At 62.9% G+C, this 24,931-nt stretch carries 19 protein-coding genes and 1 pseudogene; 13 read left to right on the top strand and 7 right to left on the bottom strand.

The annotated features are described in order from the left end of the window. Positions 1 to 63: 63 nt before the first annotated feature. The 12 genes and pseudogenes from ubiE (at position 64) to OSW16_RS02340 (ending at position 10,187) form a co-directional block, all read left to right on the top strand. On the top strand, positions 64 to 834 hold the full coding sequence (gene ubiE / locus OSW16_RS02390) for a bifunctional demethylmenaquinone methyltransferase/2-methoxy-6-polyprenyl-1,4-benzoquinol methylase UbiE (RefSeq protein WP_012312396.1): 771 nt from the start codon (positions 64 to 66) through the stop codon (positions 832 to 834). After that, positions 834 to 1,457: a ubiquinone biosynthesis accessory factor UbiJ gene (locus OSW16_RS02385; protein WP_267820475.1), complete on the top strand. Its 624-nt coding sequence runs from the start codon at positions 834 to 836 to the stop codon at positions 1,455 to 1,457. The genes ubiE and OSW16_RS02385 overlap by 1 nt, the downstream gene beginning before the upstream one ends. Then, the gene (gene ubiB / locus OSW16_RS02380; protein ID WP_241804089.1) at positions 1,454 to 3,073 is read left to right on the top strand and encodes a ubiquinone biosynthesis regulatory protein kinase UbiB; all 1,620 of its coding nucleotides are present in this window, start codon (positions 1,454 to 1,456) and stop codon (positions 3,071 to 3,073) included. The genes OSW16_RS02385 and ubiB overlap by 4 nt, the downstream gene beginning before the upstream one ends. Before the next feature lie 73 nt (positions 3,074 to 3,146). Then, a complete protein-coding gene (gene hisI, locus OSW16_RS02375; RefSeq protein WP_012312393.1) occupies positions 3,147 to 3,539 on the top strand; it encodes a phosphoribosyl-AMP cyclohydrolase in 393 nt (130 codons plus the stop codon). Between the two features lies 1 nt (position 3,540). Continuing rightward, positions 3,541 to 3,876 carry a phosphoribosyl-ATP diphosphatase gene (locus OSW16_RS02370; RefSeq protein WP_241804091.1) on the top strand — a complete coding sequence of 112 codons (336 nt, stop codon included), beginning with the start codon at positions 3,541 to 3,543 and terminating at the stop codon, positions 3,874 to 3,876. Positions 3,877 to 3,901: 25 nt separating this feature from the next. After that, complete coding sequence (locus OSW16_RS02365; RefSeq protein WP_241804092.1) at positions 3,902 to 4,174, top strand: twin-arginine translocase TatA/TatE family subunit; 273 nt, start codon at positions 3,902 to 3,904, stop codon at positions 4,172 to 4,174. A gap of 3 nt (positions 4,175 to 4,177) precedes the next feature. Then, complete coding sequence (gene tatB / locus OSW16_RS02360) at positions 4,178 to 4,552, top strand: Sec-independent protein translocase protein TatB (protein ID WP_267820469.1); 375 nt, start codon at positions 4,178 to 4,180, stop codon at positions 4,550 to 4,552. Further along, entirely contained in the window at positions 4,549 to 5,340 is a 792-nt protein-coding gene (tatC, locus tag OSW16_RS02355; protein ID WP_267820467.1) for a twin-arginine translocase subunit TatC, read from the top strand. Before tatB ends, tatC begins: the two co-directional genes overlap by 4 nt. Continuing rightward, positions 5,337 to 6,044, top strand: a complete 708-nt coding sequence (locus OSW16_RS02350; RefSeq protein ID WP_267820465.1) for a 16S rRNA (uracil(1498)-N(3))-methyltransferase — start codon at positions 5,337 to 5,339, stop codon at positions 6,042 to 6,044. The genes tatC and OSW16_RS02350 overlap by 4 nt, the downstream gene beginning before the upstream one ends. 100 nt (positions 6,045 to 6,144) lie before the next feature. Then, positions 6,145 to 7,158: pseudogene (locus tag OSW16_RS27010) on the top strand (methyl-accepting chemotaxis protein); the annotation flags it as partial. 30 nt (positions 7,159 to 7,188) lie between these two features. After that, entirely contained in the window at positions 7,189 to 8,061 is an 873-nt protein-coding gene (locus OSW16_RS27005) for a methyl-accepting chemotaxis protein (protein ID WP_418942227.1), read from the top strand. 182 nt (positions 8,062 to 8,243) lie between these two features. After that, positions 8,244 to 10,187 carry a methyl-accepting chemotaxis protein gene (locus OSW16_RS02340; protein ID WP_267820461.1) on the top strand — a complete coding sequence of 648 codons (1,944 nt, stop codon included), beginning with the start codon at positions 8,244 to 8,246 and terminating at the stop codon, positions 10,185 to 10,187. Between the two features lie 218 nt (positions 10,188 to 10,405). On the opposite strand, the gene OSW16_RS02335 is transcribed toward OSW16_RS02340, so the two are convergent. From OSW16_RS02335 to pip, 7 genes are all read right to left on the bottom strand, one after another. Next, positions 10,406 to 11,140: an amino acid ABC transporter ATP-binding protein gene (locus OSW16_RS02335; protein ID WP_241804127.1), complete on the bottom strand. Its 735-nt coding sequence runs from the start codon at positions 11,138 to 11,140 to the stop codon at positions 10,406 to 10,408. Then, positions 11,133 to 12,095 carry an amino acid ABC transporter permease gene (locus OSW16_RS02330; RefSeq protein ID WP_241804098.1) on the bottom strand — a complete coding sequence of 321 codons (963 nt, stop codon included), beginning with the start codon at positions 12,093 to 12,095 and terminating at the stop codon, positions 11,133 to 11,135. The genes OSW16_RS02335 and OSW16_RS02330 overlap by 8 nt, the downstream gene beginning before the upstream one ends. Before the next feature lie 111 nt (positions 12,096 to 12,206). Further along, positions 12,207 to 13,004 carry a transporter substrate-binding domain-containing protein gene (locus OSW16_RS02325; protein ID WP_241804128.1) on the bottom strand — a complete coding sequence of 266 codons (798 nt, stop codon included), beginning with the start codon at positions 13,002 to 13,004 and terminating at the stop codon, positions 12,207 to 12,209. A 218-nt stretch (positions 13,005 to 13,222) separates the two neighbouring features. Beyond that, positions 13,223 to 15,796 (bottom strand): glucans biosynthesis glucosyltransferase MdoH, encoded by a 2,574-nt coding sequence (mdoH, locus tag OSW16_RS02320; RefSeq protein ID WP_267820458.1) that lies wholly within the window; start codon positions 15,794 to 15,796, stop codon positions 13,223 to 13,225. Further along, positions 15,789 to 17,468: a glucan biosynthesis protein G gene (locus tag OSW16_RS02315; protein WP_267820456.1), complete on the bottom strand. Its 1,680-nt coding sequence runs from the start codon at positions 17,466 to 17,468 to the stop codon at positions 15,789 to 15,791. The genes mdoH and OSW16_RS02315 overlap by 8 nt, the downstream gene beginning before the upstream one ends. A gap of 322 nt (positions 17,469 to 17,790) precedes the next feature. Next, on the bottom strand, positions 17,791 to 18,228 hold the full coding sequence (dtd, locus tag OSW16_RS02310) for a D-aminoacyl-tRNA deacylase (protein ID WP_012312380.1): 438 nt from the start codon (positions 18,226 to 18,228) through the stop codon (positions 17,791 to 17,793). Beyond that, on the bottom strand, positions 18,225 to 19,196 hold the full coding sequence (gene pip / locus OSW16_RS02305) for a prolyl aminopeptidase (protein WP_012312379.1): 972 nt from the start codon (positions 19,194 to 19,196) through the stop codon (positions 18,225 to 18,227). The genes dtd and pip overlap by 4 nt, the downstream gene beginning before the upstream one ends. 203 nt (positions 19,197 to 19,399) lie before the next feature. Between pip and OSW16_RS02300 the strand changes: the two genes are divergently transcribed. Beyond that, entirely contained in the window at positions 19,400 to 24,931 is a 5,532-nt protein-coding gene (locus OSW16_RS02300) for a dermonecrotic toxin domain-containing protein (protein WP_267820452.1), read from the top strand.

The following is a 24,931-nucleotide window of genomic DNA, read 5'->3' as shown; positions in this document are numbered from 1 at the left end:
CCCTGCCAAGACAAATGCGCCCATTCGCCCTAGAATGGCGATAATTTTTTCCGGTGAAGCGATATGAACGACCAGCGCAAAGGCGAACACGCCGAACCCACCACCCATTTCGGTTACCAGGATGTGCCCGAGAGCCAGAAGGCGAAGAAAGTCGCCGAAGTGTTCCACTCGGTGGCTGCCAAGTACGACCTGATGAACGATGTGCTTTCCGGCGGCATGCACCGCCTGTGGAAGCGCTTCACCATCGAGCTGTCAGGTGTGCGTAGCGGCAATCGGGTGCTGGACATCGCCGGCGGCACGGGTGATCTGGCTGCCAAGTTTTCGCGCCTGGTCGGCCCTACCGGCCAGGTGGTACTCGCCGACATCAACGACTCGATGCTCAAGGTCGGCCGCGACCGCCTGCTCGACCGCGGTGTTGCCGGCAACATCGAGTTCGTCCAGGCCGACGCCGAGAAGCTGCCATTCCCGGACAACCACTTCGACTGTGTGACCATCGCCTTCGGCCTGCGCAACGTCACCCACAAGGACGAGGCCATCCGCTCGATGCTGCGTGTGCTCAAGCCGGGCGGGCGCCTGTTGATCCTGGAGTTCTCCAAGCCGACCAACAAACTGATGTCCAAGGCCTACGACGCCTACTCGTTCGCCTTCATGCCCCTGGCCGGCAAGCTGATCACCAATGACTCCGAGAGCTATCGTTACCTCGCCGAGTCGATCCGCATGCACCCCGACCAGGAAACCCTCAAGGCCATGATGGTCGATGCCGGTTTCGACCGGGTCACCTACCACAACATGACCAGCGGCATCGTCGCCGTGCACCGGGGAATCAAGCCCTGATGTTGCTGGCAGGGCTGCTCGCCAGCGTCGAACATGGCCTGAACCGCGTCCTGCGCCTGGACAGCACGGCATTGCCGCGGCTGGGTGCGCTGGAAGGCAAGGTCATCGAAATCGATTGTCGCCAGCCGGCCCTGCAAGTGTTCATCCTGCCCGATGAACAGGGCCTGATGCTCGCCGCACACTGGCAAGGCGAGGTCGACTGCAGCCTGCGCGCGCCGGCCGGTAGCCTGCTGCAACTGGCCGTGGCCAAGGACAAGACCGCTGTGCTGCATAGCCCTCAGGTCGAACTGCATGGCGACACTGCCGTGCTGCTCGACCTGTTCGGCATACTGCAGGACCTGGAACTGGACTGGGAGCACGAACTGCAGCGCTGGCTCGGCCCGGTCGCCACTGCGCTGCTCGCCGGCCACGTGCGCCTGCGTGCACGCTGGACCCGCCAAGGCCTGGCACGCTTCAGCCAGAACCTGTCCGAGTACCTGGCCGAAGAGTCGCGCACCCTGGTAGGCAAGCGCGAAGCTGAAGCTGCCTTCATCGAGCTAGACACCCTGAAGGTCGATACAGAACGCCTCGAGGCGCGCCTGCAGCGCCTCTCCCGATCCCTTGATACCAGCGATAACGCATGAAGCTGCTCGCCGTCCGTCGTCTCTTTCGCATCCAGCGCGTGGTGATCCGCTACCGCCTCGATGACCTGCTCTTCGACCTACCGCTGCCGTGGTGGCTGCGCAGCCTGCGCCTGCTGATGCCGTGGCGCTGGTTGCCTCGCGGGCACTCCGAACTCAGCCGGGGGGCCCGTCTGCGCCTGGCGCTCCAGGACCTGGGGCCGATATTCATCAAATTCGGCCAGTTGCTGTCCACCCGCCGCGACCTGCTGCCCACCGACATCGCCGATGAGCTGATGCTGCTGCAGGACCGTGTACCCCCGTTCGACCCAAAACAAGCCGTGGCGCTTATCGAAAGCCAGCTTGGCGCCAAGGTGGGTGAAGTGTTCAGCCGCTTCGACGTCGAACCGCTGGCCTCCGCCTCGGTGGCCCAGGTGCATGCCGCGCGCCTGAAGACCGGCGAGGAAGTGGTGGTCAAGGTCGTGCGCCCGGGCCTCAAGCCGGTGATCGCCCAGGACCTTGCCTGGCTGTTCCTGATCGCCAAGGGCGCCGAGCGGGCTTCGGCCGATGCCCGTCGCCTGCACCCGGTGGAGATCGTCGGCGACTACGAAAAAACCATCTACGACGAGCTCGACCTGCTCCGCGAGGCGGCCAACGCCAGCCAGCTGCGGCGCAACTTCGAAGGCTCGGAGCTGATGTACGTGCCCCAGGTCTACTGGGACCTGTGCCGCCCCAAGGTGCTGGTGATGGAGCGCATCTACGGCGTGCCAGTGACCGACATGGCCACCCTGGCAGACCAGCGCACCGACATGAAACTGCTGGCCGAGCGCGGTGTGGAGGTGTTTTTCACCCAGGTGTTCCGCCACAGTTTCTTCCATGCCGACATGCACCCCGGCAATATCTTCGTCAGCACCGTCAAACCGTGGAGCCCTCAGTACATCGCCATCGACTGCGGGATCGTCGGCAGCCTCACCGCCGAAGACCAGGACTACCTGGCGCGCAACCTGATCGCCTTCTTCAAGCGCGACTACCGCCGCGTCGCCGAGCTGCACATCGACTCGGGCTGGGTACCGGCGCATACCAAGGCCAATGAATTCGAAGCGGCCATCCGTACCGTGTGCGAGCCGATCTTCGAAAAACCGCTCAAGGACATTTCCTTCGGCCAAGTGCTGATGCGCCTGTTCCAGACAGCCCGGCGCTTCAACATGGAAGTCCAGCCGCAGTTGGTGCTGCTGCAGAAGACGCTGCTCAACATCGAGGGCCTGGGCCGCCAGCTGTACCCTGACCTTGACCTGTGGAGCACCGCCAAACCGTTCCTGGAACGCTGGATGCGCGAGCGCTACAGCCCCAAGGCCATGTTCGGCAACCTGTACAGCCAGGCCGAACAGCTGCCGCACCTGGCCGGCATGACCCGCGACCTGCTCGAACGTCTTTCCCAGCCGCATCTGCACGACCCGCAGCTGCCCGAGCGGCGTCGCCAGGGCGACCGCTGGGCGCTGCGCCTGCTCGGTGCCGGCCTGCTGGGCGGCGGTGCGGTGCTGGCCGCAGGCGCCGCCGAGGCCGCCAGCCTGGCCGCCCCGGCCGCCTGGCCGGCGTGGCTGATGCTGGCAGCCGGCCTTTACCTGATCGTGCGCCAATAGCCAGCCGCGCTGCTGGCTGGCACACTAGCGCAAAGGGCCCGGCACAGAAGCGGGCCCGGTTTTGGAGTCGACGATGAAAGAGTGGCTGGACGAGATCAAGTGGAACAGCGATGGCCTGGTACCGGCGATCGCTCAGGACCACAAGACCGGACGCGTACTGATGATGGCCTGGATGAACCGCGAATCGCTGGCACTCACTGCCGCCGAGCAACGCGCCATCTACTGGTCGCGCTCGCGTGGCAAGCTGTGGCGCAAGGGCGAGGAATCGGGGCATGTGCAGAAGCTGCACGAAATGCGCCTGGACTGTGATGCCGACGTGATCATCCTGATGGTCGAGCAACTGGGCCATATCGCCTGCCATACCGGCCGTGAAAGCTGCTTCTACCGCGTCTTCGAAGACGGCCAGTGGAAAACCGTCGATCCGGTGCTGAAAGACCCGGATGCCATCTACAACGCAGGACACTGACATGAGCGACACCCTCAACCGCCTGGCCGAAGTGCTCGAAGAACGCAAGCAAGCGGCCCCCGACAGCTCCTACGTCGCCAGCCTGTACCACAAGGGCCTGAACAAGATTCTCGAAAAGCTCGGCGAAGAGTCCGTCGAGACCATCATTGCTGCCAAGGACGCTGCGGTCAGCAAGGATTACAGTGATGTCATCTATGAAACCGCCGACCTGTGGTTTCATAGCCTGGTCATGCTCAGTGCATTGGGCCAGCATCCACAAGCCGTGCTCGATGAGCTGGAGCGCCGCTTCGGCCTGTCCGGGCACGATGAAAAGGCCGCTCGCGGGCCTTCGGCCTGACTCAATAGCATTCTAGGAGAGCACCATGGGTATTTTTGACTGGAAACACTGGATCGTCCTGCTGGTCGTCGTCGTCCTGGTGTTCGGCACCAAGAAGCTGAAGAACTTCGGCAGTGACCTCGGCGAATCGATCAAGGGCTTCCGCAAAGCCATGAACGAAGAAGAAAGCAAACCCGCCGAGCAGACCCCACCGCCTGCCCAGCCGGTACCGCCCGTGCAGAACACCGCACAACAACCACAGGGCCAGACCATCGAGGGCCAGGCCCAGCCGGTCCAAGAGCCGCAGCGGAAAGACTGAGCCATGTTCGGCATGAGTTTCAGCGAGTTACTGCTCGTCGGCCTGGTAGCGCTGCTGGTGCTCGGCCCCGAGCGCCTGCCCGGTGCCGCGCGTACTGCAGGGCTGTGGATCGGCCGGCTCAAACGAAGCTTCAATTCGATCAAGATGGAAGTCGAGCGCGAAATTGGCGCCGATGACATCCGCCGCCAGTTGCACAACGAGCACATCATGCAGATGGAACAGGAAGCCAAGCGCATCCTCAACCCGCTGACGCCGCCTGCCCCGCCACCCGCTGCAGGGGCCACCGAGCAGCCCGTTGCCACGCCAACGTCGGCACCGGTAGCGCCTGCCCCTGCACCTGGGCAGCCCGAACAGTCTCAACCGCCGCGAGCCCCATGAGCGAAAAACCGCAAGACGACCAGCCCATGCCGCTGGTCTCGCACCTGACCGAACTGCGCACCCGCCTGCTGCGCTGCGTGGCTGCCATCTTCCTGATCTTTGCCGGGTTGTTCTCCTTTGCCCAGCAGATCTACACCTTGGTCTCGGCACCACTGCGCGAACACCTGCCGGCCCACGCCACGATGATCGCCACCGACGTGGCCTCGCCGTTCTTGACGCCGTTCAAGCTGACCATGATCGTTTCGCTGTTCCTGGCGATCCCGTTCATCCTGCAGCAGATCTGGGGTTTCATCGCCCCGGGCCTGTATCGCCACGAGAAGCGCATCGCCATCCCCCTGCTGGTGTCGAGCATCTTCCTGTTCTACGCCGGCATGGCCTTCGCCTACTTCCTGGTGTTCCCGTTGATCTTCGGCTTCTTCGCCAGCGCCACGCCGGAAGGCGTGTCGATGATGACCGACATTTCCAGTTACCTGGACTTCGTCATGACGTTGTTCTTCGCCTTCGGCGTTGCCTTCGAGATCCCGGTCGCGGTGGTGCTGCTGGTGTGGATCGGCGTGGTCGACGTGCAATACCTGAAGAAAATCCGCCCCTACGTGATCATCGGCTGTTTCGTGGTCGGCATGATCCTGACCCCGCCCGACATCTTCTCGCAGACCTTGCTCGCCGTGCCGATGTGGCTGCTGTTCGAGATCGGCGTGTTGTGCGGCAGCCTGATCCGCAAGCGCAGCCATGCCGAAGACGAAGCGGCAAACGACCATAACGACCAGCCGCCAGCGACCCAGCCGTGAATCTTTTGCTTCTTGAAGAGGCCGACTTCGTGTCGGCCGACCGCGTCGTCCTTGCCGATCGGCGCTTCACCCATATGCAGGAAATTCACCGCGTAGTGGTCGGCGACAGCCTGCGCGTAGGCCGCATCAATGGCCTGATGGGCACCGCTACCGTGGTACGCCTGGCACAGCACGAAGCCGAGCTTGAAGTCGGCTTCGACCAGCCGCCGCCGGCCAAGCTGCCGCTGACGCTGGTGCTTGCCGTGCCACGGCCGAAAATGCTGCGCCGGCTGTTCCAGACCGTCGCCACGCTGGGGGTACAGCGGTTGATCCTGGTCAACAGTTACAAGGTCGAGAAAAGCTTCTGGCAGACGCCGTTCCTCAGCCCCGAGAGCATCCGCGACAACCTGATACTGGGCCTGGAACAGGCCCGCGACACGGTGCTGCCCGAGGTGCTCATCGAAAAACGCTTCAAACCGTTCGTCGAAGACCGCCTGCCCGCGATCGCCGAAGGCACCTTAGGCCTGGTCGGCCACCCCGGCCCCTACCCCGCCTGCCCGCGCGCCGTCGAAGGCCCGGTAACACTGGCCATTGGCCCCGAAGGTGGCTGGATTCCGTACGAAGTCGAACTGCTGGGCAAGGCAGGGCTCGCGCCAGTACAGCTCGGTGACCGCATCCTGCGTGTGGAAACCGCCGTAACAGCCTTGCTCTCAAGGATTTTCTGACAAACGGGTCAGGTTTTTCCCATCAAGTTTCCCCGGCGCAGGCCGATGCCTAGGCAACACAACAATAATCCGTGCTGCCAAGTTTACCGGGGAGTCGAACATGTTCCGATGGGTTACCGAAACGCTGGGAAATGTGAGCGTCAATCGCAAATTGGGGCTGGGCTTTGGCCTGGTACTGTTACTGACCCTGGCCATCACCTTCACGGGCTGGCAAGGCATGGACAGCATCATCGACCGTGGTGACAAGCTGGGCAATATCTCGGTCATCAGCCAAGGCACCCAGGAACTGCGCATCGCGCGGCAGCACTACCAGCGCGAACGCAGCGAAGCGGCGATCGGCGAACTGGAGAAGGCCCTCGCTAGCCTCGACCGCCAGATCAGCCTGATGCTTGGCCAGATCGAACAGCCCGTCGATCATCAGCGCCTGCAGCAACAGCAGGAGGCGGTGCGCAAATACCAGCAAGCTTTCGCCGACCTCAAGCAGGCCGGGCAACGCCGCGAAGCCAGCCGAAGCGTATTGGGTGACAGCGCCGACAAGGCAGCCGCACTTATCAGCAAGGTGCAGGAACGCCTGCTGCAAGCCGGCGACATCACGCCCTATCACAGCACGGTAGAGGTCAGTGCCCTGCTCCAGCAAGCACGCTTCCAGGTGCGCGGCTACACCTACAGTGGCGATGCGAACTACCAGCAGACTGCGCTCAACGCCATCGACCAGGCCATGACCAACCTCAAGGCGCTACCCGCCAAGCTGCCCGCCGAATATGCCGCCAGCCTCGACGACGCGTTGTCGGCCCTCGCCGCCTACCGCGATGCGGTCAACCAGTTCGGTAGCGCGCAATTGGCCAGTGATCAGGCCCTGCAGGTGATGACTGATCAAGGCACCGTGCTGATGGATAACAGCCAGAAGATGACGGTTTCGCAGACCGAAGTCCGCGATGCAGGCTCGCGCCAGGCGAAGGCCCTGCTTGCCTGCGCCACGGCACTGGCATTGGTGCTGGGCCTGATCGCGGCCTGGGCCATCACTCGGCAGATCATCGTGCCACTGCGCCAGACACTGGCCGCCGCCGAGCGCGTGGCCAACGGCGACCTGCGCCAGGACCTTCTGGCAACCCGTCGTGACGAGCTGGGGCAGTTGCAGGCCAGCATGCAGCGCATGACCCAAGGCCTGCGTGAACTGATAGGGGGTATCGGTGACGGTGTCACGCAGATCGCCAGCGCCGCCGAAGAGCTTTCGGCGGTAACCGAACAGACCAGCGCCGGGGTCAGCAACCAGAAGGTCGAAACCGACCAGGTGGCCACCGCCATGAACGAAATGGCGGCCACCGTGCATGAGGTGGCACGCAACGCTGAGCAAGCCTCGGAAGCGGCCCTGATGGCCGACCAACAGGCGCGTGAAGGTGATCGGGTGGTCAGTGAAGCCGTGGCGCAAATCGAGCGCCTGGCCGGTGAAGTGGTCAACTCCAGCGAGGCGATGAACCAGCTCAAGGCCGAAAGCGACAAGATCGGCAGCGTGCTGGATGTGATCAAGTCGGTGGCCCAGCAGACCAACCTGCTGGCGCTGAATGCGGCCATCGAAGCGGCGCGGGCCGGTGAGGCCGGACGCGGCTTTGCCGTGGTCGCCGACGAAGTGCGCAGCCTGGCGCAGCGTACCCAGCAGTCCACCGAAGAGATCGAAGAGCTGATTGCCGGCTTGCAAAGCGGGACCCAGCGAGTGGCCAGCGTGATGGACGCCAGCCGCCAGCTCACCGACAGCAGCGTCGAGCTGACCCGCCGCGCGGGCACTTCGCTGGAGACCATCACCCGGACCGTATCGTCGATCCAGGCGATGAACCAGCAGATTGCCACCGCCGCTGAACAGCAAAGTGCAACCGCTGAGGAGATCAACCGCAGCGTGATCAATGTGCGGGATATCTCCGACCAGACCTCGGCGGCGAGCGAGGAGACGGCCAGCTCCAGTGTCGAGCTCGCGCGGCTGGGCACCCACCTGCAAGACCTGGTAAGGCGCTTCAGGCTGTAAACCCGTACTGGCCCCATCGCCGGCGAGTCGGCCGTGGGGCCAGTGTGAATTCCCAAGCGCGCTGCTGAAATTTCCTACCCAATTCTCAGGTCAAGTCCTACAAGCCTTCCGCCGATGGGCAGGGGTGTCATGCCAGTAAAACGCCGGCATGGCTCCCCTACTCAACTGGATGGAGACTTGCCATGTTCGGCTACCTCAACCGCAGGATTGGCAACATCAGCGTCGGCGCCAAACTCGCTCTGGGTTTTGCCGTGGTACTGCTGCTCACCGTGGCCACTGCCGTCAGCGGCTGGCGCGCCCTGGACGGCGCAATTACGCGCTCCGAGCAGCTCAGCGAAATTGGCCAGATCAATGATCTGGTCAAGGACCTGCGCGCCGAGCGCATCACCTACAGGGTGTTGGCCGATGATGCCAGCAAGGCGCAGATCAGCCGCATCCTGCAACAGCTCGACGCCGGGCTGAGCGCGCTGCAGCAACGCAGCAGCGTCGATGAATCACGCCAGATGCTGACTCAGAAGCTGCAATTGCTGCAGCGCCTTCAGGACAATTTCGCCACTTTGCAACGCACCGTTGAAAGCCGGCGTGGCTTGCGCGAGGCCATGCAGGCGCAAGAGCAGAAGCTCAACGCTGTGATCGACGAACTGGAAACCCAGGCCTTGCTGAAGATGCCTGCCGACAGCCAGCAAAGTGGCCTGCTGGGCCTGATGGACAGCCTCACCCGGCACGTGGACGGCGCCAACCAGCAAAGCCTGGTGCCGGCGTACACCTTCTCGCCGCTGGAGGACTTCAGCAAGGTCGGCCAGGCGGCGCTGGATGCTGCTGACAAAAGCCTCGCTCAACTGATCCAAGCCCTCGCCCCCTTGGGCCTTGCGCGGGCAGTCATGGACCAGCCCGGCGTGGAGCTGGGGAAATACCGCACCAGCCTGGAGCAGTACCGCCGCGCCGCCTTGCGTGTCGAGCAATTGCAAAACGACATGGAGCAGATGGGTAACGAACTGCGTGCCGTGAGCCTGGAGCTGGGTCAGAGGAAGGTCGAGCAGCGCGACAGCGAAGCACTGGCCGCCCGTTCGCTGCTGACCAGCGTTGCGCTGCTGGCGCTGCTGGTGGGTGTAGCGGCCGGCTGGCTGATCACCTTGCAGATCACCCAGCCGCTACGCCAGACCCTGGCGTTGGCAGCGCGCATTGCCCGGGGTGACCTGAGCCAGGTGGAGTCTGTAGATCGTCGTGACGAAATGGGCCAGTTGCAGGCCAGCATGCAGAGAATGACCTTGAGCCTGCGCGAGCTGATCGGCGGTATCGATCAGGGTGTCGGCCATCTGTCACAGGCCGCCACGCAACTGGCCGCCAGCAGCGAGGACACCAAACTGCGCATCAGCCAGCAACGCGAGGAAACCGATCAGGTTGCCACGGCCATGAACCAGATGAGCGCCACGGTGCAGGAAGTGGCACAGAACGCCGAACAAGCCTCGCTGGCGGCAACCAACGCCGACCAGCAGGCCCAGCAGGGTGATCAGGTGGTGACTGAAGCCATAGGCCGTATCGAGCAGCTGGCCAGGCAGATGGACGATTGCCTGGCAGCGATGCAACATCTGGCGGGCGAAAGCCAGCGCATCGGCAGCATTCTCGACGTGATCAAGTCGGTCTCCGAGCAAACCAACCTGTTGGCGCTGAACGCCGCCATCGAGGCGGCGCGAGCAGGTGAGGCCGGGCGTGGCTTTGCCGTGGTGGCTGACGAAGTGCGCGGCTTGGCCCAGCGTACGCAGCAGTCGACGGAGGAGATCGAGCAGTTGATCGAAAGCTTGCACAACGGCACCGACGAGGTGACCAGCCTGCTCGACAACAGCAAGCGCCTGACCGAGCAGAGTGTCGAGCTGAGCCGCAAGGCGGGGGATGCGTTGAGCCAGATCACCGATACGGTGTCGAGCATCCAAGGCATGAACCAGCAGATTGCCACGGCCAGCGAGGAGCAGAGTGTGGTGGCCGAGCAAATAAACCGCAGCGTCATCAGCGTGCGCGACGCGTCGGACCAGACCAGTGCAGCCAGTGAACAAACGGCAGCCTCAAGCGGCGAGCTCGAGCAGCTAGGACAGCAGCTGCGAGGCATGGTCGGCCGTTTCAGCCTTTGAGAGCGGCAAGCTGCAAGCTGCAAGCTGCAAGCTGCAAGCTGCAAGCTAAAGCCGAACGCGGTGGACCGGCCATCACCGCTCGGCTTGTAGCTTGTAGCTTGTAGCTTGTAGCTTGTAGCTTCACGCTAAGGCCGAACGCGGTGAACCGGCCATCACAGCTCAGCTTGTAGCCTGTAGCTTGCAGCTTGTGGCTTATAGCTCGCAGCTTGCAGCTGCTCTCAGAGCACTTGGCGCAGGAAGGTCTGGGCGCGGGGATCCTTAGGTGAGGCAAAGAACGCCGCGGGCGGCGAGTCTTCCAGCAGTTTGCCGTGATCGAAGAACAGTACGCGGTCAGCCACTTCCCTGGCAAAGCCCATCTCATGCGTCACGCAGACCATGGTCATGCCTTCCTGGGCCAAAGTCTTCATCACGTCCAGCACCTCACCGACCATCTCCGGGTCCAGCGCCGAGGTTGGCTCGTCGAACAGCATCACCTTCGGCTCCATCGCCAGCGCACGGGCAATCGCCACCCGTTGCTGCTGACCACCGGAAAGCCGCGAAGGGAACTCATTGGCCTTCTCCGAGATGCCCACCTTTTCCAGCAACGCCCGCGCCTTGGCCTCACGCTCGGCCTTGCCACGCTTGCGCACGACCTTCTGCGCCAGGCACAGGTTTTCCAGCACCGTCATGTGCGGGAACAGGTTGAAATGCTGAAACACCATGCCGACTTCCCGGCGGTAGGCGTTGATGTCGGTCTTCGGGTCTTCCAAGCGCAACCCGTTGATGGCCACATGGCCCTCGTCGAAATGCTCCAGCCCGTTGAGGCAGCGCAGGAAGGTCGACTTGCCGGACCCCGACGGGCCCAGCACCACCACCACTTCACCCTTCGCCACCTGGGTGGTGACGTTGTCCACCGCACGCACCACCTGGCCTCGGGTGTCGAATACCTTCAAAAGGTCACGGACTTCAATCACTTTGCGCAAGCCTCCGCTCGAGCCGGCTGGCCAAATGCGACAGCGGCAGGTTGATCAGCAGGTACAGGCCTGCCACGCAGAACCAGATCTCGAATGTCGAGAACGAAGTGGTGATGGCCTCACGGCCGCTCTTGGTCAGTTCGGTGATAGCGATCACCGAGACCAGCGAGGTGTCCTTGACCAGGCTGATGAACTGCCCGGCCAGGGGAGGCAGCACGCGCTTGAAGGCCTGCGGCAGGATCACATGGCGCATCGACTGGCTGGCGTTCAGGCCCAGCGAGCGGGCGGCCTCGTTCTGCCCTTTGGCGATCGACTGCACGCCGGCACGCACGATCTCGGCCACGTAAGCACCGGTGAACAGCGCCAGCGCCGCCACCCCGGCGAACTCCCGGGACAGGTTGAGCACGGTACCGATGAAGAAGTAGAAGATGAAAATCTGCACCAGCAGCGGCGTGCCGCGCACCAGTTCGACATACACGGTCGACAGGTCACGCAGGGTCGGGTTGTTCGACAACCGGCACAACCCGGCGAACAGGCCGATCACCAGGCCGAGCGCACCGGACACCACCGAGATCCACAAGGTGGTCCACAGGCCCCAGGCCAGTGGGCCTGCAGCCCAGTGACGGGTGACGCCGACCTGATCACCTTCGGCCACATCGTCACCGCGGCTCAGTTGCAGGCTGTCCTTGGCCACCTCGAGCACCTGCTCACCACCGCGCTCATCCTTGAGGGTAACGCGGGCGCTATCGCCGGAGACGACAATGTCCTGCACCGTGCCGTAATCGCTGGCACGCTGCACGTCCTCGGCCTGGTAGGCAAAGTATTGGGGTACGCGGTTCCAGCGCCACTCGTAGGAAATCATCGAGGTGGCCAGGTACAGGCTGATCGCCAAGCCCCCAAGGACCAGCGCAGTCAGCGCATGCCAGGGCCATTGGGCTTTCTTGTGTTTGATCACGTGGTTACTCCAGAAAGCGGCAAGCCGCAAGCCACAAGCTGCAAGAGCAAGCAGACCGCGTATGGGCCGACCTCCTCCTGCAGCTTGCAGCTTGCGGCTTGAAGCTGCTTCTTATTCCATTTCCTTCAGCCAGTCCTTGTTCTTGAACCACTTGTCGTGGATACGATCGTAGGTCCCGTCATGCTTGATCTGGTGCAGGAAGTTATTGATGAAGTTGATGCTGTCGTAGTCGCCTTTCTTCAAGCCGAAAGCCAGGGGCTCGTAGGTGAAGGGCTCGTCGAGGAACAGCAGCTTGCCGGCACCGGCCTTGTCGACCGCCACTACGTTGTACGGCGCATCGTAGACGAAGGCATCGGCCTTGCCGCTGACTACGTCCATCACCGCTTCCTGCTCGTTGTCGTAGCCGTGGTACTTGGCCTTGGCGATCAGTTTCTTGGCGACCATCTCGCCGGTGGTGCCGAGCTTGGAAGTGATGCGGTACTTCTCGTTGTTCAGGTCTTTGTACGACTTGATCTCGCCAGCCAGCTCCTTGCGGATCAGCAGGGTCTGGCCAACCACGATGAAGGGTTCGCTGAAGTTCAGGCGCAGGTTGCGTTCCTGGGTCAGGGTCATGCCGCTGCCGATCATGTCGAACTTGTCGGTCAGCAGGGCCGGGATGATGCCGTCATAGGCGGTGGAGACGGTCTCCAGCTTCACGCCCATGGATTTGGCCATGGCCTTGAGCAGATCCACTTCGAAGCCAATGATTTCGCCGCGCTTGTTGGTCATCTGGAACGGCATGTAGGTCGGGTCCATGCCCACCCGCAAGGTACCGCGCTTGACGGCATCGTCGATGGCACCGGCCTGGGCCGAGGCCACCGCGACCAGCGCCGTGACGCCGACCAGCAGCCGCGAAAGGTATTTCTTCATCATCACCAAGTCCCCTAGCAAGAAAAGTAGCGAATCTTATTGTTGGCACGGCCGTACCGGCCGGCATGGCTTTTCGGAGAGGGATGCTAACGCATGGCGGCCCTGGGACCTAGAGCCGGCGGGGACTTTGTTGGCCAAAATCCGAAGGGTGTGAGGAAGATAGGAAAACCCTTCCGCCGGCAAGCCGGCGAAAGGGCCGCATGGCGGCCCAGGGTCGGTCAGGCGCCAACCAGGCTAGGTTGAGCCTCGTTCGCCGGGTGCAAGGGCAGCAACGGCGAATGCGGGTCGTTGTTGATCGATGCACGCCACGCGTCGATCCAGGCCGCATTGTGCTCTGCCCACACCTGAGCATGCAGGCGTGCCAAGGCGACCGGGTCGCTCAGCACGGCGAGGCGAGTACCCAGGTCCAGGCCTTTGGGCCCAGCCTCTATCGCCTTGGCAAGGCGCTCGGCACGCATCGCCTCGATCGCTGCCGACTGGCCATGACGGGCAGTGGCCATGGCACAGGCCAGGGCGTTCTGCCGCGGGTCGACCACAGCGCGGACGAAGCCGTCGTGCAGGGCATGCCAGCGATTCTCGTGGGTGTACTGGTCGGTGGCGAGCAGCTCCTGGGGCGTTGCGTACTCCTCAGGGATCAGGAACAGCTTCTCGTCCTTGGCTGCCAGGCCCAGGCGTGTACGGCTGGAGATCACCGAAACGGGGATCGACAGCACCAGCGAACCGACGATCGGTGCCAGCCACCACAGGAAGCTTGGGTTCAGCCACGCCACCAACGCCGCCCAGGCGATACCCAGCAGGGTTTGCGGGCCATGGCGACGTACCGCCTCGCTCCACGGGGTCGAATCGTCGTCGCGCTGCGGCGAGTTCCAGGTAGCAGCCCAGCCAAGGAATGCGGCCAACACGAACCGGGTGTGGAAGATCATCCGCACTGGCGCCAGCAGCATGGAGAACAGCATCTCCATCAGCATCGACAAGGTGACCTTGACCCGCCCACCGAACTCGACCGCGCCCTTGGCCCAGATCAGGATGATACTGAGCAGCTTGGGCAGGAACAGCAGCACGATGGTGGTGGAGAACAGCGCCACGGCCTTCTCCGGGTGCCACTGCGGCCACAGCGGATAAAGCTGGTACGGCTCGATGAAGTATTGCGGCTCCATCAGCGTGTTGGTGGCCAGCAGCGCGGTCGACAACACCAGGAAGAAGAACCACAGCGGCGCCGACAGGTAAGACATCACGCCGGTGAGGAACACCGCACGGTGCACCGGGTGCATGCCCTTGACCAGGAACAGGCGGAAGTTCATCAGGTTGCCATGGCACCAGCGGCGGTCCCGCTTGAGCTCGTCAAGCAGGTTCGGCGGCAGCTCTTCATAGCTGCCCGGCAGATCATAGGCAATCCACACGCCCCAGCCCGCACGGCGCATCAGCGCCGCTTCGACGAAGTCGTGGGAGAGGATCGCGCCGGCGAAGGCGCCCTTGCCGGGCAACGGCGCCAAGGCGCAGTGCTCGATGAACGGCTTCATGCGGATGATCGCGTTATGGCCCCAATAGTGTGACTCGCCCAGCTGCCAGAAGTGCAGGCCGGCGGTGAACAGCGGGCCGTACACTCGGGTGGCGAACTGCTGCATGCGCGCGTACAGCGTGTCCATGCCCGACGCCTTGGGCGCGGTCTGGATGATGCCGGCGTCCGGATTGGCCTCCATCAGGCGTACCAGGCTGCTCAGGCACTCGCCACTCATGACGCTGTCGGCGTCGAGCACGACCATGTACTTGTATTCGCCCCCCCAGCGACGGCAGAAGTCGTCGAGGTTACCGCTCTTGCGCTTCACACGGCGGCGGCGGCGGCGGTAGAAGATGCGGCCGAAACCTTTGGTCTCGCGGCAAACGTCCAGCCAGGCCTGTTGCTCTGCCACGGCGATGTCCGTGTCGTTGGTATCGCTGAGCACGAAGAAATCGAAACGGTCGAGGTTGCCGCTGGCTGCGACCGATTCAAAGGTCGCCCGCAGCCCTGCGAACACGCGCGGCACGTCTTCGTTGCAAATAGGCATCACCAACGCCGTACGTGCTTCAGGAGCGATCGGCTCACTGCCGGCACTGCTGCCGGAGATACGGTATTTGTCACGCCCGGTGAGCAGCTCGAGGAAGCCCATCAGCGCGGTCCAGAAGCCCGCCGACACCCAGCAGAAGAGGATGCCGAAGAGGATCAGGATGGAGGTCTGCAAGGCATAAGGCCAGACCTGCACGACGGTGTCCCACAGCGGCTGGTTGACCACTTCGTCGAGGTCGACGAACGACCAGCCCTGGTACGGCAGGATGCCCTTCATGTACCAGCCGGCGACGAGGGTCTGGCCGATCATGAGGGTCAGCAGGATATAGCGGCGGATCGAGCCGACCGTGCGCCAGCGCGCCGGAGGCAGCTCGCGCTTGGGCGGCTGCGGCGCATTGGTGCGGCCGGTCATGCGCCGCCACACGCGGATCAGCACATTGGTACGCCAGGGCTCGGGCACAACCCGGGTGCGCTTGATCGGCGGTGCGATCTTCAGGCAGAGCCGGCCGCTGCCGTCGACGCCGAGCATCTCGGCGTCTTCCAGTTCGGCGGCGCTGCCCACCGTCAGGCGCGGGCCCACCGAGGCCTGCACGGCCTCGTGGGTGGTGGCGGGCGCATTGCCCGCCAGGCGTTGGTGCAGCTCACTGAACGAGGTACAGCTGGCGAGTTCCGCGCGCTGCTCATCGCTCAGTGGGAGGTGGGCCAGGTACTCGCCAAGCGATTCCGGCCTTGCGCTTGAGTTACTCATCGGCAGGCAACTGATAGCTCCAGGTCTCGGTCAGCACTTGTTCAGTGGTGGCCGGGGCCCCGTTGGTGGATGCCGCGTCGGCGGCAGGTTGTTCAGCCTTGGCAGGTTGCTCGGCCTTGGCAGTTTTTTCAGCCTTGCCATGCTTGGTCGCGGCCTTGTCCTGCTTGGCTTCTTCGGCAGGCTTGGCCGCCTCGACCGGAACGTCACGAACCAGTGCGGCACGCATCTCGGTAGCCTTGTTGGCCTCCTTGATCTTCATCCGCAGGGTCAGGCGCCAGCCCTTGGTCTCTGGGTTATAGCGCAGATTGTTCTCGACCACCTCAGCGTTGTCGCCGACGCTGATCTGGCTGCGTACCGCCGCGTCTTCCGGCAGGGCGGCCAAGGCCGGGCCGGCGAAGTCGACCAAGAACGCCACGCTGCCGTCTGGTTGACGGATCAGGTTGGACTGCTTGACGTCACCGGTGGAACGCATGGTCTGGGTCACCGAACCCAGCTCCTGGGCCTGGAAACGCGCCTCGTCGATGGTCCAGTGCAGGCGGTAGGCGTACTCGAACGGCTTGCCTGGTTCTGGCAAGGTTTCCGGGCTCCAGAAGGCAACTATATTGTCGTTGGTTTCGTCGGCGGTCGGGATCTCGACCAGATCGACGGTGCCCTTGCCCCAATCGCCCTTAGGCTCGATCCAGGCGCTCGGACGCTTCTGGTAGTTGTCGTCGAGGTCTTCGTAATCCTTGAACTCGCGATGACGCTGCATCAGGCCGAAACCGCGCGGGTTCTCGACGCTGAAGTTGCTTACCGACAGGTGTTTGGGGTTGTTCAGCGGGCGCCACAGCCACTCGCCGTTACCGGCGTGGATCGACAGGCCTTCGGAGTCATGCAGGGCCGGGCGATAGTTCATGACCTTGGACGGCTGGTTAGGACCGAACAGGAACATGCTGGTCAGCGGCGCGATGCCCAGACGGCTGACGTGGTCACGCAGGAACACGCGGGACTGCACATCGACCACGGTATCGTTGCCCGGGCGCAGGATCAGCTTGTAGGCACCGGTCGAGCGCGGCGAATCCAGCAAGGCGTAGATCACCAGGTGCTTGTCGGCCGGCTTGGGTTTTTCGACCCAGAATTCGGTGAAACGCGGGAACTCTTCGCCCGAAGGCAGCGCGGTGTCGATGGCCAGGCCACGGGCCGACAGGCCGTACACATGCCCTTTGCCGACCACGCGGAAATAACTGGCCCCCAGCAGGGTCATGATTTCGTCCTGCTTGTCGGCCTTGTTGATCGGGTAAAGCACGCGGAAACCGGCGTAGCCGAGGTTCTTGGTGGTTTCAGGGTCGTGCGGCACGTCACCGAACTCGAAACGGCTCGGGTCGTACTTGATTTCCTCGACGGAGGTGGCGGTGACTTCGTTGATTTTCACCGGTGTGTCGAAGTGCATGCCCTGGTGGTAGAAGGACAGCTTGAACGGCGTCTTGTCCTTGGCCCACTCGGCCTTTTCCTGCAGGAAGTGAATCTTCTGGTAATCCGCGAATTTCATGTCGCGGAACACTGCCGGCAGATTGCTTTTCGGTGCTTCGTACTTCTGGCCGGCGAGATCCTTTGCCTTGGCTGCAACATCGTCAAGATTGAATGCCCACAGGTGGCCCGCGCTCATCAGGCCGACCAGTGCCGCACTGGCCATCAGGGCCTTGCGCAGCCGATTGCCGGGGATTCTAGATGCTTTATGGGGACTAACAATCACGAGCAACCCTCGCCGAAAACAGATCATGAAACCAACGGCCAGCGACAAATGCCGGGTTGGCGAGCACTGTTCGGACCCCGTGAGGGCGTAATGATTCCCCAAACGGTTCCAGACAATGCTCGAGTCAGAGTAAAACGAACCTGCGAACGCAGGCCTTAACAGCGCGCGATTATCCAGCAGGATGCGTTACAACGCATCAGGCTGGATCAACTATTTATCGTACAAAACCCCTTGTTTCGCACAACCAAGGCCGTTTTTTCATTCATATTTGTAACAGAAAAGTCACAGGGCCATCATTGACCAGGTGAACCTGCATGTCGGCACCGAATCGGCCGCTCGCCACATCGGCATGCTGGCCCTGGGCTTGCTGCAAAAGATAGTCGAACAGTTCGGCACCGAGCGCTGGCGGTGCAGCCGTCGAGAAGCTCGGACGCATGCCGCTGCGGGTGTCCGCCGCCAACGTGAACTGCGACACCAGCAGCAAACCGCCGCCCACATCCTTGAGGGACAGGTTCATCTTGCCCTGCTCATCGCTGAACACGCGGTAGTTGAGCAACTTGTGCAACAGTTTATCGGCCTGTTCACGGGTATCTTCAGGCTCTACCGCCACCAGCACCAGCAAGCCCTGGTCGATGGCGCCGACAATTTCACCCGCCACCTCTACCCGCGCGCCGCGCACACGCTGCAGCAGCCCCTTCATGCTTCTTCCAGGGGCAGGTCGAGCAGGCGACGTGCCATCTGATCGGCGGCCCGCACCAGCGCATCGGTGATCCCCGGCTCGGACGCCGCATGGCCGGCGTCGCGGATCACCTTCAGCTCGCTGTTGGGCCATGCCTGGTGCAATGCCCAGGCGTTGTCCAGCGGGCAAATCACATCATAGCGGCCATGCACGATCACGGCGGGCAGGTGGGCGATCTTGGGCATGTCCCGGATCAACTGGTCGGGTGCGAGGAACGCGTTGTTCATGAAGTAGTGGCATTCGATCCGGGCGATCGACAAGGCGCGCTGCGGCTCGGAGAAGCGGTCGATCACCAGCGGGTTGGGGCGCAGGGTGGCAGTGCGGCCCTCCCAGGTGGACCACGCCTTGGCGGCATGCATCTGGGCGATCTGGTCGTTGCCGGTCAGGCGCTTGTGGAATGCCTTGACCAGGTCATTACGCTCATCCGGCGGAATCGGCGCGATGTAGTCCTGCCAGTAATCGGGGAACAGGCGGCTGGCGCCCTCCTGATAGAACCACTCGATCTCTTGCGGGCGGCACAGGAAGATACCGCGCAGGATCAGGCCGTGAACCCGCTCGGGGTGGGTCTGGGCATAGGCCAGGGCCAGGGTAGAGCCCCAGGAGCCGCCGAACAGTACCCACTTGTCGATGCCCAGATGCTCGCGAATGCGCTCCAGGTCTTCGACCAGGTGCCAGGTGGTGTTGTTCTCCAGGCTTGCATGCGGGGTGGAACGGCCACAGCCGCGCTGGTCGAACGTGATGATGCGGTACAGGTTGGGGTCGAAGTAGCAACGGCTCTGGGCATCGCAACCCGCGCCCGGGCCACCGTGGATGAACACCACCGGCAGACCTTCAGGCGAGCCGCTTTCATCGACATAAAGCACATGCGGCGCTTCCACGGCCAGATCGTGCCGGGCGTAGGGTTTGATCTGCGGGTAGAGGGTCTGCATTGCGCACTCCGTGTGAGGATTTAGTCTGCCGTTGGGCATCATAAACCTGAATTGCGCTTTGAGCATGTATCTGAAGACAACTCCCCCGCACAAGCCTGCCATGCCTCTGCCACTGCGCTGACACCCCACCAGATTTATCTACCCCATCGAGGCTTTTCCACTCGCCATAGTCCCTTGTCCCGTTTCCTGCAATGGACCTCACGATGCCTAGCCCAACCGGCAAGACCACCCCCCCACCGGGTACCCCATACGCCACCATCGAGCAGAAAATCCCCGCGTGGCTGAAGTCAGCCTCCCCCGACACCCTGCGCGCAATGCGCGACGGGGAGCAGGCCCCCACCTGGCTGGCCACGGCGATCCTGCAAATGCCGGACATCGGCAACGCCTGGCGTGACGAACATGCGCGCCACCGCGACCACGCGGCACAGGTGCGCAGGCTGTTTGAAGCGCTTCCCGAGCTGCAGTCCTACGCCAGCCAGCAACTGTCAGAGGCGATCAGCGAACGGTTTGGCCTGACCGTCGATGTGCAGAACTGCTACCTGGTGGATGCACGCCTTATCGACATCGCCAACGCCATCGACAGCCGTCAGGCCATCGACCGCGCCACCCGCTCGCTGCTGCACTGCGCCCTGCACAACTTCGATGCTGCCGCCGCCGTCAAGCATGGGATGGATGCAGAGGGCGGGCCACTGAAGAAGTCCGTCATCGTCGATCACCGGCGCTTCATGGGCACAGTGCCCATCACCAATACCCTGAACATCGAGGCAGAGGCGTTTGCCGAGCTGTGCCGTGACCTGGACCTGGGCCGCAAATACCACGACAAGGTTCACGCCATCTACTATCCCCACGCCACAGCACAGCTGAGCGCCGACGAAGCTGCGCTGAACGTGTATCGAACCCTGGGCCGCGCCGAGGTATCGGCATTCAGGCAATCCCTGCATTTCGCCCGCCTCAAGGGCGATATCAGCGAGGTGCTGTACACCACCGCCCTTGCCACCCCCCTCGACAGGCTCCCAGCCGAATCTGCAGGACCGGCGATCGCTTTCAGCCTGCTCACACTGTGGGAAGCCGAACTCACCGGCGTCGCGCTCATCACCTTGCGAACGTCGGCCCAAGACACCGTGGCGCTGTACATCCCTGATGACAACGAAACGCCGCTCAAGGAATTCGCCTCCCTGGAAGCCTTGAAGGCCGACCTGAGCGGTCGACTGAGGGCGAACATCGCTTACCTGGACAGGCATATAGCCGACCGCGACAAAGGCCCGGTGATCGCGCGCCTCAAGGACCGCCTGGCCCCCATCGGCTGGAGTGTCCGCGGCCTGCATGAGCGAGTGCCGGACCCGCATGCAACGCTGTACCCGGTCGCGCAACCGTTTCGTCATGCATTCGAGGGTGTGATGGCCTTCCAGAAAGCCGAGCGCCACGAAAAGGATGTGCTTTTCCACGCGATACCAACAGCGATCGTCGATCGACGTACCGCTCTCGCCCACCGGCAGTTGATTGCCGGGCGCGTACTGACGGGCTTGAACATCGCAGGCTTTTTCGTCCCGGGCCTGGGCGAGGCGATGCTGGCCGTATGCCTGACACAGCTGGCCTGCGAGGTGTACGAAGGCATCGATGCGTGGAAAAACGATGAACGTGATGCGGCCTACGGGTATCTGGTCGATGTTGTCGAGAACGTGGCGCTCATGGCGGCGCTCTCTGCCGCAGCCAAGGCACTGAAGAACCCAGGGGAAGGTGCTGCAGGCGGGCCGGGAGAGGAACCGGAGGTGGAACGGATCCCCGTGGAAACGCCCTCCTTCATCGAAGCGCTGGAAACTGTCGAATTACCCAATGGTGAGGCCCGCCTGTGGAAGCCCGACCTGACGCCGTACCGCAGCCCCCAGGTGCTGCCCGCAAACCTGGAACCCGACGAACATGGCTTGCTTCACTATCAAGGCAAGCGCTGGCTTGTCGTGCAGGGTAACCAGTACATCGTCAGGCCCACTGCGGCCACTGACCAATACCGCCTGGTGCACCCGGCCAGGCCTGTTGCGCACGAGCCTGCGCTTCGCCATAACGGCGCCGGCGCCTGGTTGTTGCCCCTGGAGCACCCTCTGCAATGGCCAATGACGACCCTGGTGCAACGCATGGGCCTTGCGAGCGAGCAATTCTCAGAAGAAACAGCCTTGCAGATACTGCGTGTCTGCGATGTACATGAAAACGTGCTGCGCCATGTCCTGACCGAAAACCAGCGGTTGCCTGCCCTGCTTGAGGACACCCTGACCCGCTTCAGGCTGGACCAGGCTGTCCGTCAGTTGCCTGACAGGAGCCGATGGCCCACCGAGCTCGAACGTGCCTACGCGCGGCTCCCCGCCAGCCAGGCTAGCGGCGCGGCAGTCATTCAGAGGGTCTATCCGAACGTGCCCGCAGCAATCACCGATGAGGTGTTGCGAAACGCCACCAGCGGCGAACTGGCAGCACTCGGCTCGGGCAAGCTGCCTCTGCGCCTGGCTGAAGAAATACGCGTCTTCCAGCAGCAGGTACGCCTTGCCCGGGCCTACGAAGGGCTGTTCCTCGCCAGCGTTCGCAACGGCGACACCGACCGGCTGATCATGCATTCACTCGAACGGCTGCCTGGCTGGCCCGCTGACATCAACCTCGAACTTCGCCAGCACCGCTTCTGGCCTGCTCATCGCGAAAGGGTGGGGCCAACGGATGCACGGTCTTTCACGGTGATTACCAGCGCCGAGGCAGGTTACATCGTCCACGCTGAGGCAGGGGCGCAAACGCCGGTCGCCGTTTATGGCGATCTGTGTACGGCGTTATATGCCGCGCTGCCCCAGGCGATGGCCCAAGTGGGCATTGTGGACGGGGCTGATTTACGCCTGCGGTTGCAGGAAGGCCCCCTGTTGTCACGTACCTCGCTCAGGCAGGTGCTGGGCATGCAACCTGTACGGCCAGGTTACCGCTCCCCCATGCGGCTCGCCAACGGACGTATTGGCTACCCGTTGAGTGGTGGCCTGCCGACAGCCCCCATTGTCAGCCGCCAGGCCCTGCTTGAGGCGGTCAACGCCACAGGGCTCGCCGAACACACCCCCAGATCGGCGGATCAGATTCTGATGATCATCGCCGGCGGTGGCCGTAACCCACAGCAAGTGCTTGGACGGCTGCAGCAACTGGTGGATCAACGCATAGAGATGCAAAGCCGGCTGGACGACTGGAACGAGGGGATTTCAACTGCGTCCGATCAGGCCGCGCAGCAATACAGTGCCCTGCGGCAAGCCATCATGCAGCACTGGTACGACACGGCGTTGGTCGAGGGGGACAGCCACACCAGCGAGCTGAGCCTGGAGCAGGTGCCCCTGGCCGATATCCCCATGACCCTGCCGGCATTCTTCACCTCGAATATTCGCAGGTTGCGGCTTTACGACCTGCCATCAGGCACCCTCGCCGGTTGGGCGCAGAACGAACGCTTGCTGCAACGCCTGCTCAGGCAGGTTCCGCAACTTGAATCGCTGGAGATCAGCCGGGCCTACGACCCCAGCATTACACCGTCCTCTTTCATTTTCAGTATCCCCACCATCACCGAGCACTTGCCTGGCCTGCGGGCGCTGAGGTTCATCAACCAGAACGTCGCACTCACCTCCAACGACATGAACCAACTGGCCCAGTTGCCACTGCTCAGGTACCTGGACCTGAGCGGCAATCGTTTCGCGCAGCGCGACAGCCCCAGCTTCCATGAGTTTTCGCTGGACTACCTCGGCCTGAACGCCATGCAACTGCATCAATGGCCGATCGGGCTGGGCAGTGACGCCCTGGAGCGAATCGCTCACGTTTCGCTGCGTGACAACAACCTCCGGTCGCTGCCCTCGTTCCTGCTCAATGAGGCAGAAGCGATCCAGCGCCCATCGAGCCTTTCGCTGGAGGGTAACGAGATCAACGAAACCCACCTGCAGCGCCTGCTACTGAGCGAGAACCGGATGAATGTGCAGGTCAATGTGGATCACTCCCCCGAGCTGACCCAACGGCTCGAACGCATCCAGAATGAGCGCCAGCAACTGCGCGAGGCGATCGAAGGCTGGGCGCAAGCTTCCAGTTCCAACGCCCCGCTGACCCAAGCGGTGCTCGAAGACCGGCAACGCATCGAAGTGGCGATCACCGAATTCTGGTCCCGGCAGGAGCAGGGTTTGCAGTACCTTCGGCTGCAGCTTGAAAATGTGGCACTGGAGCACTTCCCGAGACGGCTGCCGGCCTTCTTCGGTGAACGCGTGACTGCCTTGACGCTGACCCGCGTCAGTGGCTCAACCGCCCAGCTCAACGAACTGCTGGGGCGCTTCCCCAATATCACCCGGCTGACCGTCGAAGCGCACGTAGCGCCAATGCCCTCGCTGCCGTCGGCCCTGGTACGGTTGCAGCGACTCGCGCACTTGGAATTTCGCAACATGGGCCTGGAAATCGACCAGGCCATGATCGAAGCCTTCGCCCGTTTGCCGCAACTTTCGTCGCTGGACCTGTCGGGTAACCAGATCGGTGCCATTACCCAGATACCCGCCAACCTCTCAGCGAACCTGACATCCCTGAGCCTGACCAACATGAACCTGCAGGCCTGGCCAGCCTGGTGCGACGCCCTGCTGCCATTGGAGCTGCTGGATTTGAGCTCCAACCATATCTCGGAGCTGCCCAACCATATTCTGGAAAACATCCACAACCCGATGCCGATCTCGTCGATTTCGATGTTCGACAACCCGTTGTCAGAAGATACGATCCAACGGGTGCGCACGTTCTCCGACAGCCAGCACAGCCTGTCCTTCGCCCTCGACATTCCCGACAACCTGATCCTGATTGAATCGTCCGATGAGGGCTCACTCCTCGATCATCCTCACTTCCCAGTGCCCTTCGCTGGCGATGACTCACCAAGGCTGGAGGATTGGGCGCTTGGCAACCAAGCGCAGAACGAAGCCCTGAGCGACTGCTGGCAAAGGCTGCAGACACTCGAAAATGGCCAGAACCTGTTGGCCCTCGCGGGCCGCTTGCGCAATGCGGCGCCGTACCTCGACCCTACCTCGCAAGCCGCGTTCTGCGAGCGCGTGCGCATCATGCTGGTGATTGCGGCAACCCATGAGCATGAGCTGCCCACCATGAGCAGCATCGCTGCGGCGGCCTTGCCCGACCCGGTAACCGGCTCGCAGACCTGCCATGACGGCGCACTTCAGGAATTCAACAATATCGAGCTGTACCTGATGTCCAACCGCATCCTCACCGACGCGGGCGACTCCTTGCCGGCCTTGTATCGGCGCCTGCTTCAACTGTACCGGATCGGCCAGCTGGAACTGCTGGCCAACAGCCGGACCGGGCAAGGTGACCGGGTCTCGGTACGCCTGGCCTACCGCCGGGAGCTGGCCCGGGAGCTGGACCTGCCGATTGCTGACAGTATGCGTTTTCGCGGCGCGGCCATGCTGGCACCGGGCGAGATCTCCAGTGTCCTGGAGCGCGTCAGGCAAAAGGAAAACAGTGATGCGTTCATCCAGTACATGCTGGCGAACGATGACTGGACCCGCCGATTGCGCGCTGAATACCCCGGCCGTTTTGCCGAAATAGAGCAACGCTATGGCGAGCAGGTGCTCGAACTGGCTGCACTCGACCTGCCGCTGACGGAGGAGCTGGCACTGCAGCAAAACCTGCAAGACGCTAAAGAACATCAGGAGCTGGAGCTGCTTCAGGAACTGACCCGGATGCAGGGCCGGCCCGAATGA

Origin of the sequence: Pseudomonas putida (assembly GCF_026625125.1) — a bacterium.
GTDB lineage: Bacteria > Pseudomonadota > Gammaproteobacteria > Pseudomonadales > Pseudomonadaceae > Aquipseudomonas > Aquipseudomonas putida_X.
This window is presented reverse-complemented; position numbering and strand designations above follow the sequence as displayed.

Excerpts from the sequence above, each read along its gene's own strand:
- OSW16_RS02300 (WP_267820452.1), top strand. The coding sequence starts at position 19,400 with ATGCCTAGCCCAACCGGCAAGACCACCCCCCCACCGGGTACCCCATAC.
- tatC (WP_267820467.1), top strand. The coding sequence starts at position 4,549 with ATGAGCGAAAAACCGCAAGACGACCAGCCCATGCCGCTGGTCTCGCAC.
- OSW16_RS02325 (WP_241804128.1), bottom strand. The coding sequence starts at position 13,004 with ATGAAGAAATACCTTTCGCGGCTGCTGGTCGGCGTCACGGCGCTGGTC.
- OSW16_RS02340 (WP_267820461.1), top strand. The coding sequence starts at position 8,244 with ATGTTCGGCTACCTCAACCGCAGGATTGGCAACATCAGCGTCGGCGCC.
- OSW16_RS27005 (WP_418942227.1), top strand. The coding sequence starts at position 7,189 with ATGCAGCGCATGACCCAAGGCCTGCGTGAACTGATAGGGGGTATCGGT.
- OSW16_RS02385 (WP_267820475.1), top strand. The coding sequence starts at position 834 with ATGTTGCTGGCAGGGCTGCTCGCCAGCGTCGAACATGGCCTGAACCGC.
- hisI (WP_012312393.1), top strand. The coding sequence starts at position 3,147 with ATGAAAGAGTGGCTGGACGAGATCAAGTGGAACAGCGATGGCCTGGTA.
- OSW16_RS02315 (WP_267820456.1), bottom strand. The coding sequence starts at position 17,468 with ATGGCCAGTGCGGCACTGGTCGGCCTGATGAGCGCGGGCCACCTGTGG.
- tatB (WP_267820469.1), top strand. The coding sequence starts at position 4,178 with ATGTTCGGCATGAGTTTCAGCGAGTTACTGCTCGTCGGCCTGGTAGCG.
- OSW16_RS02370 (WP_241804091.1), top strand. The coding sequence starts at position 3,541 with ATGAGCGACACCCTCAACCGCCTGGCCGAAGTGCTCGAAGAACGCAAG.
- OSW16_RS02365 (WP_241804092.1), top strand. The coding sequence starts at position 3,902 with ATGGGTATTTTTGACTGGAAACACTGGATCGTCCTGCTGGTCGTCGTC.
- mdoH (WP_267820458.1), bottom strand. The coding sequence starts at position 15,796 with ATGAGTAACTCAAGCGCAAGGCCGGAATCGCTTGGCGAGTACCTGGCC.
- ubiB (WP_241804089.1), top strand. The coding sequence starts at position 1,454 with ATGAAGCTGCTCGCCGTCCGTCGTCTCTTTCGCATCCAGCGCGTGGTG.
- ubiE (WP_012312396.1), top strand. The coding sequence starts at position 64 with ATGAACGACCAGCGCAAAGGCGAACACGCCGAACCCACCACCCATTTC.
- pip (WP_012312379.1), bottom strand. The coding sequence starts at position 19,196 with ATGCAGACCCTCTACCCGCAGATCAAACCCTACGCCCGGCACGATCTG.
- dtd (WP_012312380.1), bottom strand. The coding sequence starts at position 18,228 with ATGAAGGGGCTGCTGCAGCGTGTGCGCGGCGCGCGGGTAGAGGTGGCG.